The sequence below is a fragment of the Kluyvera intermedia genome (genome assembly GCF_021440345.1).
Taxonomy (GTDB): Bacteria; Pseudomonadota; Gammaproteobacteria; order Enterobacterales; family Enterobacteriaceae; genus Kluyvera; species Kluyvera intermedia_A.
The window spans coordinates 59810-74061 of record NZ_JAKCNS010000039.1 but is presented as its reverse complement, the minus strand read 5'-3'; the positions used below and the strand labels follow the sequence as shown (position 1 = coordinate 74061).

Annotated in this window: 13 protein-coding genes; 4 read left to right on the top strand and 9 right to left on the bottom strand. The window is 55.6% G+C overall.

The genetic code is table 11. The features are described from left to right. Positions 1–51: 51 nt before the first annotated feature. Positions 52–492, top strand: coding sequence for a PTS sugar transporter subunit IIA (locus tag LZ634_RS11870; RefSeq protein WP_234505217.1), 441 nt, complete (start codon positions 52–54; stop codon positions 490–492). A 63-nt stretch (positions 493–555) separates the two neighbouring features. Next, positions 556–1785: a polysaccharide deacetylase family protein gene (locus LZ634_RS11865; protein WP_234505215.1), complete on the top strand. Its 1230-nt coding sequence runs from the start codon at positions 556–558 to the stop codon at positions 1783–1785. A gap of 35 nt (positions 1786–1820) precedes the next feature. On the opposite strand, the gene panD is transcribed toward LZ634_RS11865, so the two are convergent. From panD to thpR, 9 genes are all read right to left on the bottom strand, one after another. Continuing rightward, entirely contained in the window at positions 1821–2201 is a 381-nt protein-coding gene (gene panD / locus LZ634_RS11860; RefSeq protein WP_052282994.1) for an aspartate 1-decarboxylase, read from the bottom strand. Positions 2202–2455: 254 nt separating this feature from the next. After that, entirely contained in the window at positions 2456–3304 is an 849-nt protein-coding gene (gene panC, locus LZ634_RS11855) for a pantoate--beta-alanine ligase (RefSeq protein WP_234505212.1), read from the bottom strand. Positions 3305–3315: 11 nt separating this feature from the next. Then, positions 3316–4107: a 3-methyl-2-oxobutanoate hydroxymethyltransferase gene (gene panB / locus LZ634_RS11850; RefSeq protein WP_234505209.1), complete on the bottom strand. Its 792-nt coding sequence runs from the start codon at positions 4105–4107 to the stop codon at positions 3316–3318. Positions 4108–4227: 120 nt separating this feature from the next. Continuing rightward, complete coding sequence (gene folK, locus LZ634_RS11845; RefSeq protein WP_234505207.1) at positions 4228–4707, bottom strand: 2-amino-4-hydroxy-6-hydroxymethyldihydropteridine diphosphokinase; 480 nt, start codon at positions 4705–4707, stop codon at positions 4228–4230. Next, on the bottom strand, positions 4704–6101 hold the full coding sequence (gene pcnB / locus LZ634_RS11840) for a polynucleotide adenylyltransferase PcnB (protein WP_234505330.1): 1398 nt from the start codon (positions 6099–6101) through the stop codon (positions 4704–4706). Before pcnB ends, folK begins: the two co-directional genes overlap by 4 nt. Before the next feature lie 55 nt (positions 6102–6156). Next, a complete protein-coding gene (gene gluQRS / locus LZ634_RS11835) occupies positions 6157–7053 on the bottom strand; it encodes a tRNA glutamyl-Q(34) synthetase GluQRS (protein ID WP_234505204.1) in 897 nt (298 codons plus the stop codon). 69 nt (positions 7054–7122) lie between these two features. Further along, positions 7123–7578, bottom strand: a complete 456-nt coding sequence (gene dksA / locus LZ634_RS11830) for an RNA polymerase-binding protein DksA (protein ID WP_035891939.1) — start codon at positions 7576–7578, stop codon at positions 7123–7125. A 165-nt stretch (positions 7579–7743) separates the two neighbouring features. Beyond that, positions 7744–8457, bottom strand: a complete 714-nt coding sequence (gene sfsA / locus LZ634_RS11825; RefSeq protein WP_234505201.1) for a DNA/RNA nuclease SfsA — start codon at positions 8455–8457, stop codon at positions 7744–7746. Between the two features lie 13 nt (positions 8458–8470). Beyond that, entirely contained in the window at positions 8471–9001 is a 531-nt protein-coding gene (thpR, locus tag LZ634_RS11820; RefSeq protein ID WP_234505198.1) for an RNA 2',3'-cyclic phosphodiesterase, read from the bottom strand. Between the two features lie 72 nt (positions 9002–9073). Between thpR and hrpB the strand changes: the two genes are divergently transcribed. Both hrpB and mrcB read left to right on the top strand, forming a co-directional pair. Further along, the gene (gene hrpB / locus LZ634_RS11815) at positions 9074–11503 is read left to right on the top strand and encodes an ATP-dependent helicase HrpB (protein ID WP_234505196.1); all 2430 of its coding nucleotides are present in this window, start codon (positions 9074–9076) and stop codon (positions 11501–11503) included. Between the two features lie 120 nt (positions 11504–11623). Beyond that, positions 11624–14167 carry a bifunctional glycosyl transferase/transpeptidase gene (gene mrcB / locus LZ634_RS11810; RefSeq protein WP_234505192.1) on the top strand — a complete coding sequence of 848 codons (2544 nt, stop codon included), beginning with the start codon at positions 11624–11626 and terminating at the stop codon, positions 14165–14167. Positions 14168–14252 lie beyond the last annotated feature (85 nt).

The following is a 14252-nucleotide window of genomic DNA, read 5'->3' as shown; positions in this document are numbered from 1 at the left end:
CCAATTTATTGATTGCTCCGCTAAACTGCTTGCCTGCTAAGGAGGCAAGCTATGTTGGGTTGGGTAATTTCCTGCCATGACGATCGCGCACAGGAACTGCTGGATCGTCTGGAAAAAAAATATGGTCCGCTACCGCAATGTCGGGCGGTAAATTATTGGCGTGGGCTGAGTGCCAATATGCTCAGTCGCATGATGTGTGAAGCGCTACACCAGACCGATTCTGGCGATGGCGTTATCTTTCTTACCGACAGCGCAGGCGCCGCGCCGTATCGTGTGGCATCGCTGATGAGCCATAAACACAGCGGCTGTGAAGTGATCGCCGGTATCCATTATTCATTGCTTGAGCAAATGGTTCCTGTGCGCGAGTCAATGAGCAGTAGCGATTTTCGTCAGCGTATCGTTGAGCTGGGAACGCCCGGGGTGACTAGCCTGTGGCACCAGCAGCAGAAAAATCCTCCATTCGTTCTACTCCATGATTTGTATGAGAATTAAACGTTGGTATTGATGCGGCTTTTGTTACAATAGCCAGGTCGGTTCCCGCTTTGGTTATTGTTGATGGCTATACGCGCTGTTGTATTACTGCTTGTGTTTCTCTCCGGTGGCGCTGCTGCTGCTTTACCTATGCGTTATATGCAAACCACCGAAGATGCGACGGTCTGGGCGCGCATTGGTAATAAAACGATGACGGTCGGTAATCTACGGGCCGGGCAAATCATCGCCATTGAGCCGGATGTTGAGGATTACTACACCTTCAATTTTGGCTTTGGCAAAGGCTTCATCGACAAAGGCCATCTTGAGCCGGTGCAGGGGCGTCAGCGGGTTGAGGATGGGCTTGGCGATTTAAATAAGCCGCTCAGCAACCAGAACCTGATGACGTGGAAAGATACCCCGGTCTATAGCGCTCCGGACATTAGCAGTGCACCGTTCGGTACGTTGGCCGAGAACCTGCGCTATCCGGTTATCAACCGGCTTAAAGATCACCTTAACCAGACCTGGTATCAAATTCGTATTGGCGATCGCCTGGCCTATATCAGCGCGCTGGATGCGCAGCCTGATAACGGTATTCCGGTGCTGACCTATCACCATATTCTGCGAGATGAAGAAAACACCCGTTTTCGCCACACCTCAACCACCACCTCCGTACGTGCCTTCAGCAACCAAATGACCTGGCTGCGTGATATGGGCTACACCACGCTGACGATGTATCAGCTCGAAGACTACATACATAATCGCGCTAATTTACCTGCGCGAGCGGTGGTTATTACCTTCGATGATGGTCTGAAATCAGTCAGTCGCTACGCCTGGCCGGTGCTGCATCAGTACGGCATGAAAGCGACCGCGTTTATTATTTCGTCGCGCATCAAGCGCCACCCGCAAAAGTGGGCACCGAAATCGCTGCAGTTTATGAGTGTATCTGAACTGGAAGAGATTAAAGATGTATTCGATTTCCAGTCGCATACCCATTTCTTGCATCGGGTGGATGGCTATCGCCGGCCGATTTTGCTTAGCCGCAGCTACCACAACATTCTGTTTGATTTTGAGCACTCGCGGCGGGCCCTGGCGCAGTTCAATCCGCACGTGCTGTACCTTTCCTACCCGTTTGGCGGTTATAACGCTACGGCGGTGAAGGCGGCGGGTGATGCTGGTTTTCATCTGGCGGTGACGACGGTGAAAGGGAAAGTGAAGCCGGGGGATAATCCGATGCTGCTCAAACGACTGTATATTCTGCGGACGGATTCGCTGGAGACGATGGCGCGGTTAGTCAGTAACCAGCCGCAGGGATAAGCTGGCGCTCAGCGCATGCCGGGCGCCAGTGAATATCAGGCAACCTGTACCGGAATAGCTTTCGCCGTTCGTTTCATTTCATTGTCGCCTTCAAAATAGGCCACGTTCGGGCGCCAGGTGCGGGCTTCTTCGTCAGACATAGTGACGAAGCTGGCGATGATGACGATATCGCCAACATCGGCGTTATGCGCAGCCGCACCGTTAACGGAGATGATTTTAGAACCCCGTTCGGCGGCAATGGCGTAGGTTGAGAAACGCTTGCCGTTGTTCACATTCCAGATATCAATGGCTTCGTTTTCCAGGATCCCTGCAGCGTCAAGGAAGTCCTGATCAATCGCGCAGGAACCTTCATAGTGCAGGTCGGACTGCGTGACCTTAACGCGGTGGAGTTTGCCCTGCAGCATAGTGCGAATCATAGCGTCTACCTTTAATTCTTAACGGAAACAAAGCAGCCAGCGGCTACCTTGAGAAATTTGGCAGGCAGTATTGCCCGATTTAAACCAGGTGTCTATATGCTATTCACCGGGCTTTCGATTAATTGCGAATCATCACTCACAATGCTCTGCAACCGTTGTCGTGTAGCCAAAGCACGGCTTAGGCGCGGTGAGTCGAGTCGCTATTCACCGGGAGCCCGGACCGGCTAAACGCCGCCGGGCTCTGGGGACTGGTGTTAGAGCTCTACGCTTTGATTATCAATCAAACGCGCTTTACCAAGCCAGGCGGCCATCAGGATCACCGCACGTTTGCTGTTTTCAGTCAGGTCCAGCAGGGTATCGGCGTCGCGGATCTGAATATCGTCCGCACGGAAGCCTTTTTCATTCAACGCCTGCTCTGCAAGGGTGATTATCTCATCCCGATCGCGCTCGCCGGCCTTCAACTTCTCCGCCACGCTGCTGAGCACTTTATACAGCCCAGGGGCAATTTTACGCTGCTCAGCCGTCAGATAACCGTTGCGCGAACTCAGCGCCAGGCCGTCTTTGGCACGGATAATCGGTACGCCGACAATCTCGATGTCATAGCCCATATCAGCGACCATCTTGCGCAGCAGCGCCAACTGCTGGAAGTCTTTCTCACCAAAGCAGGCAATATCAGGTTGAATCAGGTTGAACAGTTTGCTGACGATGGTGGAGACGCCGCGGAAGTGACCCGGACGGCTGGCACCTTCGAGCATGGTCGAAAGACCGGGAACGTCAACGAAGGTGTGGCTTTCAGTGCCCTGCGGATAGATTTCGGCAACGGCTGGCGCGAAGACGTAATCCACCTTGCGCTTATTCAGCTTCTCACAGTCTTCCTGTAGCGTGCGTGGATAGTTTGCCAGATCCTCGGCGCGGTCGAACTGCATCGGGTTGACGAAGATGCTGACGATGACCACATCGGCCCGCGTTTTGGCCTCTTCAACCAGCGTCATATGGCCGTCGTGCAGGTTGCCCATTGTCGGGACCAAGGCGACACGTTTGCCTTCCTGACGCAGGCGACGGATATGCTGACGCAGCAGCGGCAGGGTTTCGATAATTAGCACAACAAGACTCCTTAATGGAAACTGTGTTCTTCGCCCGGATAGACCCCGGACTCCACTTCAGCCATATACTGCCGCACCGCGGCGCGCATGTCGCCCGCTTCGGCGAGGAAATTTTTTGCGAATTTAGGAATATGGCCGCCGGTGATGCCGAAAGCGTCGTGCATCACCAGGATCTGCCCGTCGGTAACATTGCCTGCACCGATGCCGATAACCGGAATCGACAGAGCTTCTGTGACGCGTTTTGCCAGCGCAACCGGTACGCACTCCAGTACCAGCAGCTGCGCGCCCGCCGCTTCCAGAGCCAGCGCATCGTCAAGCAGTACCTGGCCGGCATCGCCGTGTCCCTGAACTTTGTAGCCACCAAAGATGTTGACCGACTGCGGCGTTAATCCCAGGTGTCCGCATACCGGTACGGCGCGGTCGGTGAGCATTTTCACCGTATCGACCAGCCAGGCACCGCCTTCGATTTTGACCATATTGGCGCCCGCGCGCATAACGGTGGCGGCATTTTCAAACGCTTGCTCAGGGGTGGCATAAGCCATAAACGGCAGATCGGACAGCAGCAGGCAGTTTGGCGCACCGCGACGAACGGCGCGGGTATGATAAGCAATATCTTCAACGGTCACCGGCAGGGTGGAGTCGTGCCCCTGCACCGTCATCCCCAGGGAATCGCCAACCAGCATCACGTTAATACCCGCGTCAGCGAATAGTTTGGCAAAGCTATAATCGTAAGCCGTAATGGTGGCGAAGCGTTTTTTCTCTTGCTTGCATTTCTGCAATAAAGCGATGGTGGTCGGTTTCATAATAATCCCTGATGATAAGGTCGAATTACCCGGCATTTTAACAGCCGAATTCAGGGGGGCAATTATTTTAGGCAACCGGTTCCCCGTAAAGCAGGGAACGTTAAAAATGAGAGCTGTACGCTACCAGAGTGCGGGTTTTTCAGCGCCCAGGGTATCAAGGCGTTGCTGCAGGCTGATGCCGTCAGGGAAGGTCAGAGAAGGGGCAATTTCGTACAGTGGCCACAGCATAAAGCCGCGATTGTACATATCGTAGTGAGGCACGGTCAGATTATCGGTATGAATAATCGCCTGACCAAACAGCATGATGTCTAAATCGAGGGTACGTGGCCCCCAGCGCTCGGCTTTACGTACGCGGCCCTGCTGCAGTTCGATGCGCTGGGTATGACTCAGCAGAACTTCGGGAGCCAGCGTGGTCTCCAGCGCTACGGCAGCGTTCAGATAGTCTGGCTGATCCTGCGGGCCGAGCGGCGGCGTACGGTAAAACGAGGAGACCGTGACAAGACGAGTCTCCGGGATTTCTCCCAGCGCCTTCACGGCAGCATTCACCTGCTCAAGCGGCGAGGCTAGGTTGCTGCCGAGTGCGATATAAACCAGCGTCACGCGCTGCCCTCGCGACGCGGGGCACGTTTGCGCGGGCGGCGATGGCGACGACGGTTGTCCGGCTCGTCATCCAGTTCATTAAGCATGTCTTTTTGTGCCGGTGGCGCAACAACCTGGAACTCGCTCCACCACTGGGTGAGGCGCTGCAGTTCATGGTTATTTTCGGCTTCAGCACGTAGCGCCAGCAGATCGTAGGCCGCGCGGAATTTTGGATGCTCCATCAGCTTCCAGGCGCGTTTACCCTGACGACGGGACATGCGTAGCTGCAGCTGCCAGATATCACGTACCAGCGAGGTAATACGTTTTGGAATCGCCAGCGAACGGCAGGCTTCATCCAGCACTTCGTTCATCGCCAGCGCGAAAGCGTCGTGATAGGCCAAACCGCTTTCCTGGGCAATTTTCTGCGCCATTTCCAGCAGCGGATACCAGAACATGGCGGCGAACAAGAACGCCGGATTGACGCGCATATCGTTGTGAATGCGGTTATCGGTGTTCTTCAGCACCTGCGCAATGATGCGCTCCATCGGGCTATCGCCGTCTTCGGTGAAGTAGCGGGTGATGGTTGGGAACAGCGGCTGGAACAGGTTGTATTCACGCAGCAGCTTGTAGGTTTCATAGCCGTAGCCTGCTTGCAGCAGTTTGAGCGCTTCTTCAAACAGACGCGCCGGCGGTACATCGTTCATCAGCGTCGCCAGACGCGGAATCGGCTCGGCGGTTTCCGGGCTGATACGCATACTCAGCTTGGCGGCAAAGCGCACGGCGCGCAGCATACGCACCGGATCTTCACGGTAGCGGGTTTCCGGGACACCAATCAGGCGAATCACGCCGTCAGACAGGTCCTGCATACCGCCAACGTAGTCGCGGACGGTAAAGTCGGCCACGCTGTAGTAAAGGCTGTTGATGGTAAAGTCGCGGCGCTGGGCGTCGTCTTCAATGGAGCCGAAGATATTATCGCGCAGCAGCATGCCGTTTTGCCCACGCTGGGAGGTGGTACGGTCAGACTGGCCATCTTCGTGATGACCACGGAAGGTGGCGACCTCGATAATTTCCGGGCCAAACATGACGTGAGCCAGGCGGAAGCGGCGACCAACCAGGCGACAGTTACGGAACAGCTTACGCACCTGATCGGGCGTGGCGCTGGTGGTCACATCGAAATCTTTCGGTTTTTTGCCTAAAAGCAGGTCGCGGACACCTCCGCCGACGAGGTATGCCTCGTAGCCTGCTTTGTTCAGACGATAAAGAACCTTGAGGGCGTTCTCGCTAATATCTTTGCGGGAAATAGCGTGCTGCTCGCGCGGAATGACAGTCATAACAGGCTCAGCAATGGCGTTTTCAGCCTCGCTCTCCTCACGGCTTAGCACCTTGCGGCAGAAATTAGCGACTCGGGTAAAAATGGTGCACCTCGGTAATATCAGTATCCAGGACAAAAAAATAGCGGCTAATCATAGCTCAGCATAACGCGTTTGAGAATGGCGGATTGATCTTCGCCGTCTCGGGTACGGTAGAAAGCGACCATTTAGCGACCGCATTTTGCAATAAATCCGCCGTACTGAAATCCTGCCATTGCGCCGGGATATCCTGTCCCAAAAAGCGTAGCGCCTGGATGAGTACCGGACGTGGATCGCCGTGAGGCAAAGCAGGTGCATGATTTTGCTTGGAAAGTTTAGCACCTTCTGCAGTCAATGCCAGCGGCAGATGAATATAGTCAGGAGCTTGCCAACCAAACTGCTGGTAGAGCGAAATCTGCCGTACGGTCGGCTCAATTAAATCAGCGCCGCGAACAATTTCGCTTACCCCTTGAAAATGGTCGTCGACAACGACCGCCAGGTTATAGGCAAAAAGACCATCACGACGATGAATAATGAAGTCTTCGCGTGCCAGCCGTTCATCGGCCTGAAGCGTGCCGCGCAGAAGATCGTTAAATTCCAGCACCGGATGCAGTTGGCGCAGCCGTAAAGCGGCGTTCTCTGGACCATTTCTCAGAGCCTGACAGTGGCCGTCATAGGTACCACCGATACTCTGAATGCGCGCGCGCGTACAGGTACAGAAATAGCACAAATCCTGATTTTTCAACCAGGCCAGCGCTTCACGGTAGGCGTCATGACGCTGAGACTGCCACAGAACGTCACCGTCCCAGAGCAGGCCGTAATGTTCCAGCTGATGCAAAATGGTGGTTGCAGCACCGGGAACTTCACGAGGGGGATCGATATCTTCGATGCGAACTCGCCAGATACCCTGTTGGGCGCGAGCCTGTAGATAGCTGCCAAGGGCCGCAATCAGCGAACCGAAATGGAGTTCACCGGAAGGTGAAGGGGCGAAACGCCCTATATAAGGTTGTAATGACATGTTTATAAAAATAAAAAACAACAAGGCGGGAAGTGACTCCCGCCTTGAAGATAGAGTGTTAGCGTTCTATCAACCTGCCATCTGCTTTTCGCGGATTTCTGCCAGCGTTTTGCAGTCAATACACAGGTCGGCCGTTGGGCGCGCTTCCAGACGACGAATACCAATTTCAACACCACAGGATTCGCAGTAGCCGAAATCTTCATCTTCGACTTTCTTCAACGTCTTCTCGATCTTTTTGATCAGCTTACGTTCACGATCGCGGTTACGCAGTTCGAGGCTGAACTCTTCTTCCTGTGCGGCACGGTCAACCGGGTCCGGGAAGTTTGCAGCTTCGTCCTGCATGTGAGTAACGGTGCGATCGACTTCATCCCTAAGTTGATTACGCCATGCTTCAAGAATACGTCGGAAGTGCGCTAGCTGGGCTTCGTTCATATACTCTTCGCCCGGTTTCACCTGGTACGGCTCCACCCCTGCGATGGACAGAATACTCAGGGACGATGTTTTACGGTTTTGCCCTTCTTGCATGTTGTTTCTCCTTAACACGCACTATCGATCCCCGTGTTCGGGGGAAAAATCAGGCCGCTATAAATAACAGATGCTTTTCCGGTTGGCAATTATCTAAACGTAACACTTGACAATGCTGTGAGGAAAAGCGTATTTGCGCCGCAGCCCGAACACTTTCTATGCAAATTAACCCGAAACTAACGTCACGGGTAACGGCGATATCAGAGTCATATTATCGGCAGAAAGTTCCGCTTTATAAGCCAAAATCTCCACCCCCTTGTTGTGCGCCTCGTTCAATAGCTTTGCGTATTTGGCATCAATATGGTGTGCAGGAGAGAAATATTCAATGGCTGAGTGCAAGATTGCAAACAGTAAAACGGCGCGCTCTCCGTTCGCCACAACGCCCATAAGCTCGCGTAAATGCTTCTGACCCCGCGCCGTTACTGCATCGGGGAAATAACCAAACTCATTTTCCGCAAGCGTTACCGACTTTACTTCAATATAGCATCTGGGGCGATCATCTGCCTGTAACAGAATATCTATCCGGCTTCCTTCCTCGCCATATTTCACTTCGCTTTTCAGCGTGTTGTAACCGGTAAGTTCAGGAATACTCTCTGCGTTTATTGCCTCTTTTGCTAAGGTATTTGCTCGTAACGTATTTACACAGATAAATGCACCGTTTTGCGTCTGAGTGAGTTCCCATGTGAGCGGATACTTACGTTTGGTATTTTCGGAGGTTGAATACCACACGGTATCGCCCGGCGTTGCGCAACCTGTCATCGCACCGGTGTTTGGGCAGTGAAGGGTAAAAACTTCGCCCGAAGGCGTGACCACGTCGGCCAGAAAGCGTTTATAGCGTTTAATGAGCGTGGCGGACTGGAGCGGCGGCGTGAACTGCATCAGATTTCCTTAATTATTCGCTGAGCGTCCAGCGCTGTAATGGCGTATACCGCGTGCGCCCTCCGGCATAGCGCGATTCGTACAGAACAAACTCCGTCACCGGAAAGTCCCAATGAAAGCCAGGTGCGGGAATGGACACCGCCTGTCCGGCGTTACGCCATAGCGTCAGGTGCGGGTGGAACGGCTGCGGGCTTTGATAACAGCCGCTACGGGCGGCCTGCGCACGCAGCATATTGGCTAACTGTAACAGCCCGCGCGGCGGCTGGCGCGTACCAAGCCAGACCACGCGAGAGCGCAGCCACTGTCCGGCATCGTCGAGGTGCAGCGTAAAACCCGGCTGACGAATGCGTCCGGCCATTGCCGCCAGCGCGCGCTGTTTTTCTGCGCTCACCTCGCCGAGAAACGCCAGCGTGATGTGCATATTGGTGGCGGCTACGGGCACACCGGCATCGGCGGGAAAATTATCCGCTCGCCACTGCACCAGTTGCTTCTGAATTTTCGCCGGGATCTCAATGGCGAAAAACAGTCTTTTTGACTCAGACATCGTGGGTACTCGGTTATGAATTGACGCGATGCTACAATGTACGCCGTTTAATGTTAACCCCTGGAGCCATTCGTGTCCCTGTTGCCGGTCGCAAGCATCCTTCCTGAACTTCTTCTCGCCTTACGGCAATCCCCGCAGGTGCTGCTGAATGCGCCGACGGGGGCGGGTAAATCGACCTGGTTGCCGTTGCAAATTTTACGCGATGGCGCGATTGAAGGACGCATCCTGCTGCTGGAGCCGCGTCGGCTGGCGGCGCGTAACGTTGCGCAACGTCTGGCTGAACTGCTGGGCGAAAAACCGGGCGAGACGGTGGGCTACCGAATGCGCGCCGAAACCTGCGTGGGCGCGAATACCCGGCTGGAGGTGGTGACGGAAGGGATCCTGACCCGCATGATCCAACACGATCCGGAACTCTCCGGCGTGGGGCTGGTGATCCTTGATGAATTTCATGAACGTAGCCTGCAGGCGGATCTGGCGCTGGCGCTGTTGCTGGATGTGCAGCAAGGGCTTCGCGATGATCTCAAGCTGCTTATCATGTCGGCGACGCTGGATAACGACAAACTCCAGCGTCTCCTGCCGCAGGCGCCGACCATTGTTTCTGAAGGCCGGGCCTTCCCGGTGGAACGCCGCTACCAGTCGTTGCCGTCGCATCAACGCTTTGATGAAGCGGTGGCGATTGCCACGGCTGAGTTGTTGCGCAATGAGCCCGGTTCACTGCTACTGTTTTTACCCGGCGTCGGTGAGATCCAGCGGGTGCAGAATTTTCTTGCCGAACGGGTGGCAGGTGATGTGCTGCTCTGTCCTTTATATGGTGCATTGCCGCTTAACGAACAGCGGCAGGCGATTCTTCCCGCGCCGCCGGGGAAACGCAAGGTGGTGCTGGCGACCAATATCGCTGAAACCAGCCTGACTATTGAAGGCATTCGGCTGGTGGTGGATAGCGCTCAGGAACGCGTGGCGCGTTTTGATGTGCGCACCGGGCTGACGCGGTTGTTAACCCAGCGCGTCAGCCAGGCGTCGATGACTCAGCGCGCCGGGCGTGCCGGACGACTGGAGCCGGGCGTCTGCGTGCATCTGCTGGCAAAAGAGCAGGCCGAACGCGCGGCGGCGCAAAGTGAGGCGGAGATCTTACAAAGCGATCTGTCGTCACTGCTGCTGGAACTCTTGCAGTGGGGCTGTACCGATCCGACGCAGCTCAATTGGTTGGATCAACCGCCAGCCGTTAACCTGGCGGCGGCTCGTCGGCTGTTGACGCAGCTTGCGGCGCTGGCTGATGACCGTTTGACGGCGAAAGGGCAAAAAATGGCAACGCTGGGCAACGATCCGCGTCTGGCGGCAATGTTGGTGGCAGCGCAAACCGATGATGAAGTGGCGACGGCCGCACGCCTGGCGGCGATTCTCGAAGAGCCGCCGCGCGGAACAAATCATGACCTGTTACAGGCATTTTCCCGCCCGCAGGGTCAGTGGCAGCAGCGCAGCCAGCAGCTTTGCAAGCGCCTTAATTGCCGCGCTGGGCAGCCGGACAGCGATGCCATTCCTGCGCTGTTAGCGCAAGGGTTCCCTGACCGTATTGCCCGTCGACGCGGGCAGGAAGGGCGTTATCAACTGGCGAACGGAATGGGGGCGATGCTGGACGCGGACGATGCGTTAAATCGCTACGAATGGCTGATTGCCCCGCTGTTACTGCAGGGAAGTGCGTCGCCGGATGCGCGTATTTTGCAGGCCTGCGCGCTGGATATCGACGCGCTCACCGCCCGTTGTCCTTCACTGCTTCAACAATCTGACACCATTGAGTGGGATGATACTCAGGGGACACTTAAAGCGCTGCGGCGCAGCCAAATTGGCCAATTGACGCTTAGCGTGCGCCCGCTGGGCAAACTGTCCGAAACCGAACTGCATCAGGCGATGCTGACCGGGATTCGCGAGAAAGGGTTGAGCGTGCTTAACTGGACGAGTTCTGCACAGCAGCTACGCTTGCGGTTACAGTGCGCTGCACAGTGGCTGCCGGAAGAGGCATGGCCCGCTGTGGATGATGCAACGTTGCTCGATGAACTGGAAACCTGGTTGTTGCCGCATATGACCGGCGTCCATTCTCTGCGTGGGCTGAAATCTGTGGATATTTATCAGGCTCTGCGCGAGCGGTTGCCATGGTCATTACAACAACGTCTGGAGAGTTCCCTGCCAACTCATTACACTGTGCCGACGGGAAGCCAAATCGCTATTCGCTATGACGAAGATAATCCGCCGGCGCTTGCAGTGCGGATGCAGGAAATGTTTGGTGAAGCCAGCACGCCGACCATCGCCCAGGGGCGAGTGGCTTTGGTGCTGGAGCTGCTTTCACCCGCTCAGCGACCGCTACAGATAACCCGCGATTTAAGCGCGTTCTGGCAAGGGGCGTACCGCGAGGTGCAAAAAGAGATGAAAGGGCGCTATCCGAAACACGTCTGGCCGGACGATCCGGCGAATACCGCGCCCACGCGGCGGACGAAGAAATATTCATGATGGTACTAGCCCGGCTGAGACGTTGATGCTGGGGAGCAAAATTGAGAGATATCTTCTTCTGTCCTGTGACAGAAGAATTGAGAATCAGGCCTTTATGCCTGAATGTTGCGGAGAGAAAGCATGGCGGGGAATGACCGCGAGCCGATTGGACGGAAAGGGAAACCTGCACGTCCGGCAAAACAAAAGGTAAGCCGTCGACAGCTCAGAGACGATGAGTATGACGACGATTATGATGATGAATACGAAGATGAAAAACCGCGTTCGCGTAAAGGCGGCGGTAAAGGAGGCAAACCGCGCGGTAAACACCGCTGGTTCTGGTTCCTGGTCAAACTCGGCATCGTCTTTGCGGTATTGATGGCGATTTACGGCGTTTATCTGGATCAAAAAATCCGTAGCCGTATTGACGGTAAAGTCTGGCAGCTTCCGGCGGCGGTGTATGGCCGTATGGTCAACCTTGAGCCGGATATGACCATCAGTAAAAAAGAGATGGTGCAGCTGCTGACGGCAACCCAGTATCGCCAGGTGACGGCGATGACGCGGCCGGGCGAATTCACCGTGCAGGCTAACAGCATCGAGATGATTCGCCGCCCGTTCGATTTCCCGGACAGTAAAGAAGGGCAGGTGCGTGCGCGTCTGACTTTTGATGGCGATCATCTGGAAACCATCGAGAACATGGATAGCAACCGCCAGTTCGGTTTCTTCCGCCTCGACCCGCGCCTGATTACCATGATGTCCTCGCCAAACGGCGAGCAGCGTCTGTTTGTCCCGCGCAACGGTTTCCCGGATCTGCTGATTGATACCCTGATAGCGACCGAAGACCGCCATTTCTATGAGCATGATGGCATTAGCTTCTACTCGATGGGGCGTGCGGTGCTGGCGAACCTGACCGCCGGACGGACGGTGCAGGGGGCGAGTACGCTGACCCAGCAGCTGGTGAAAAACCTGTTCCTCTCCAGCGAACGTTCTTACTGGCGTAAGGCAAACGAAGCGTACATGGCGCTGATCATGGACGCCCGCTACAGCAAAGATCGCATTCTTGAGCTGTATATGAACGAGGTGTATCTCGGTCAGAGCGGTGACAATGAAATTCGCGGCTTCCCGCTGGCGAGCCTCTATTACTTTGGCCGTCCGGTTGAAGAGTTGAGTCTTGATCAGCAGGCGCTGCTGGTGGGCATGGTGAAAGGGGCCTCGGTCTACAACCCGTGGCGTAACCCGAAACTGGCGCTGGAACGTCGTAACCTGGTTCTGCGCCTGCTGCAACAGCAGAAGGTTATCGACCAGGAACTGTATGACATGCTGAGCGCCCGTCCACTGGGCGTACAGCCGCGTGGTGGGGTGATTTCACCGCAGCCAGCGTTTATGCAGATGGTGCGTCAGGAGCTGCAGGCGAAGCTGGGCGATAAGGTCAAAGACCTGTCCGGGGTGAAAATTTTCACCACCTTCGACTCCGTTGCTCAGGATGCGGCAGAGAAAGCGGCTACTGAAGGTATTCCGGTACTGAAGAAACAGCGCAAGCTGAGCGATCTTGAAACGGCGATGGTGGTGGTTGACCGCTTCAGCGGCGAAGTGCGCGCCATGGTTGGCGGGGCTGAACCGCAGTTTGCAGGCTACAACCGTGCGATGCAGGCACGTCGCTCGATTGGTTCTCTGGCAAAACCGGCGACCTATCTGACGGCGTTAAGCCAGCCGAATCAGTATCGCCTGAATACCTGGATTGCCGATGCACCGATTGCTCTGCGTCAGCCAAATGGCCAGGTATGGTCACCGCAGAACGACGATCGTCGCTACAGCGGCCAGGTGATGTTGGTGGATGCGCTGACGCGTTCGATGAACGTGCCGACCGTTAACCTCGGGATGGCGCTGGGTCTGCCAGCCGTGACCGACACCTGGCTGAAGCTGGGGGCGCCGAAAGATCAGCTCAACGCCGTTCCGGCAATGCTGCTGGGTGCGCTGAACCTGACGCCAATTGAAGTCGCGCAGGCGTTCCAGACTATCGCCAGCGGTGGGAATCGTGCACCGCTGTCGGCGCTGCGTTCGGTGATTGCTGAAGACGGAACCGTGCTGTACCAGAGCTTCCCGCAGGCTGAACGTGCCGTTCCGGCACAGGCGGCTTACATGACGCTGTGGACCATGCAGCAGGTTGTTCAACGCGGTACCGGCCGTCAGCTGGGTGCCAAATATCCGAACCTGCATCTGGCAGGGAAAACCGGTACCACCAACAACAACGTCGATACCTGGTTTGCCGGGATTGACGGGCGAGAAGTGGTGATTACCTGGGTCGGTCGCGATAACAACCAGCCGACCAAGCTGTACGGTGCTAGCGGTGCGATGTCTATCTATCAGCGCTACCTGGCGAGCGAATCGCCTATCGCGTTGGAGCTGACGCCGCCTGAAGATGTCGTCAACATGGGCGTTGATGATAACGGCAACTTTATCTGCGGCGGCGGTGGCTTACGTATGCTGCCGGTCTGGACGACAGACCCGGATGCGCTCTGCCAGCAGAGCCAGCAGCAGATAGAACAGCAGCAGTCGGCGAATCCGTTTGATAATTCGTCTCCTCAACCGCAGCAGCAACAACAACAACAGCAGCAGCAGCCGGCGCAGGAGAAAAAAGACGGTGACGGCGTAGCGGGCTGGATTAAGGATATGTTCGGCGGTAACTAATACTGTCTTGCGATATATAAAAGGCCTCTGTGTGATACAGGGGCTTTTTTTTCATCTCTTTTTTCTTTTTTTTAACGCCATTATT

Excerpts from the sequence above, each read along its gene's own strand:
- LZ634_RS11870 (WP_234505217.1), top strand. The coding sequence starts at position 52 with ATGTTGGGTTGGGTAATTTCCTGCCATGACGATCGCGCACAGGAACTG.
- LZ634_RS11865 (WP_234505215.1), top strand. The coding sequence starts at position 556 with ATGGCTATACGCGCTGTTGTATTACTGCTTGTGTTTCTCTCCGGTGGC.
- panD (WP_052282994.1), bottom strand. The coding sequence starts at position 2,201 with ATGATTCGCACTATGCTGCAGGGCAAACTCCACCGCGTTAAGGTCACG.
- panB (WP_234505209.1), bottom strand. The coding sequence starts at position 4,107 with ATGAAACCGACCACCATCGCTTTATTGCAGAAATGCAAGCAAGAGAAA.
- gluQRS (WP_234505204.1), bottom strand. The coding sequence starts at position 7,053 with ATGTCATTACAACCTTATATAGGGCGTTTCGCCCCTTCACCTTCCGGT.
- dksA (WP_035891939.1), bottom strand. The coding sequence starts at position 7,578 with ATGCAAGAAGGGCAAAACCGTAAAACATCGTCCCTGAGTATTCTGTCC.
- sfsA (WP_234505201.1), bottom strand. The coding sequence starts at position 8,457 with ATGCAGTTCACGCCGCCGCTCCAGTCCGCCACGCTCATTAAACGCTAT.
- thpR (WP_234505198.1), bottom strand. The coding sequence starts at position 9,001 with ATGTCTGAGTCAAAAAGACTGTTTTTCGCCATTGAGATCCCGGCGAAA.
- mrcB (WP_234505192.1), top strand. The coding sequence starts at position 11,624 with ATGGCGGGGAATGACCGCGAGCCGATTGGACGGAAAGGGAAACCTGCA.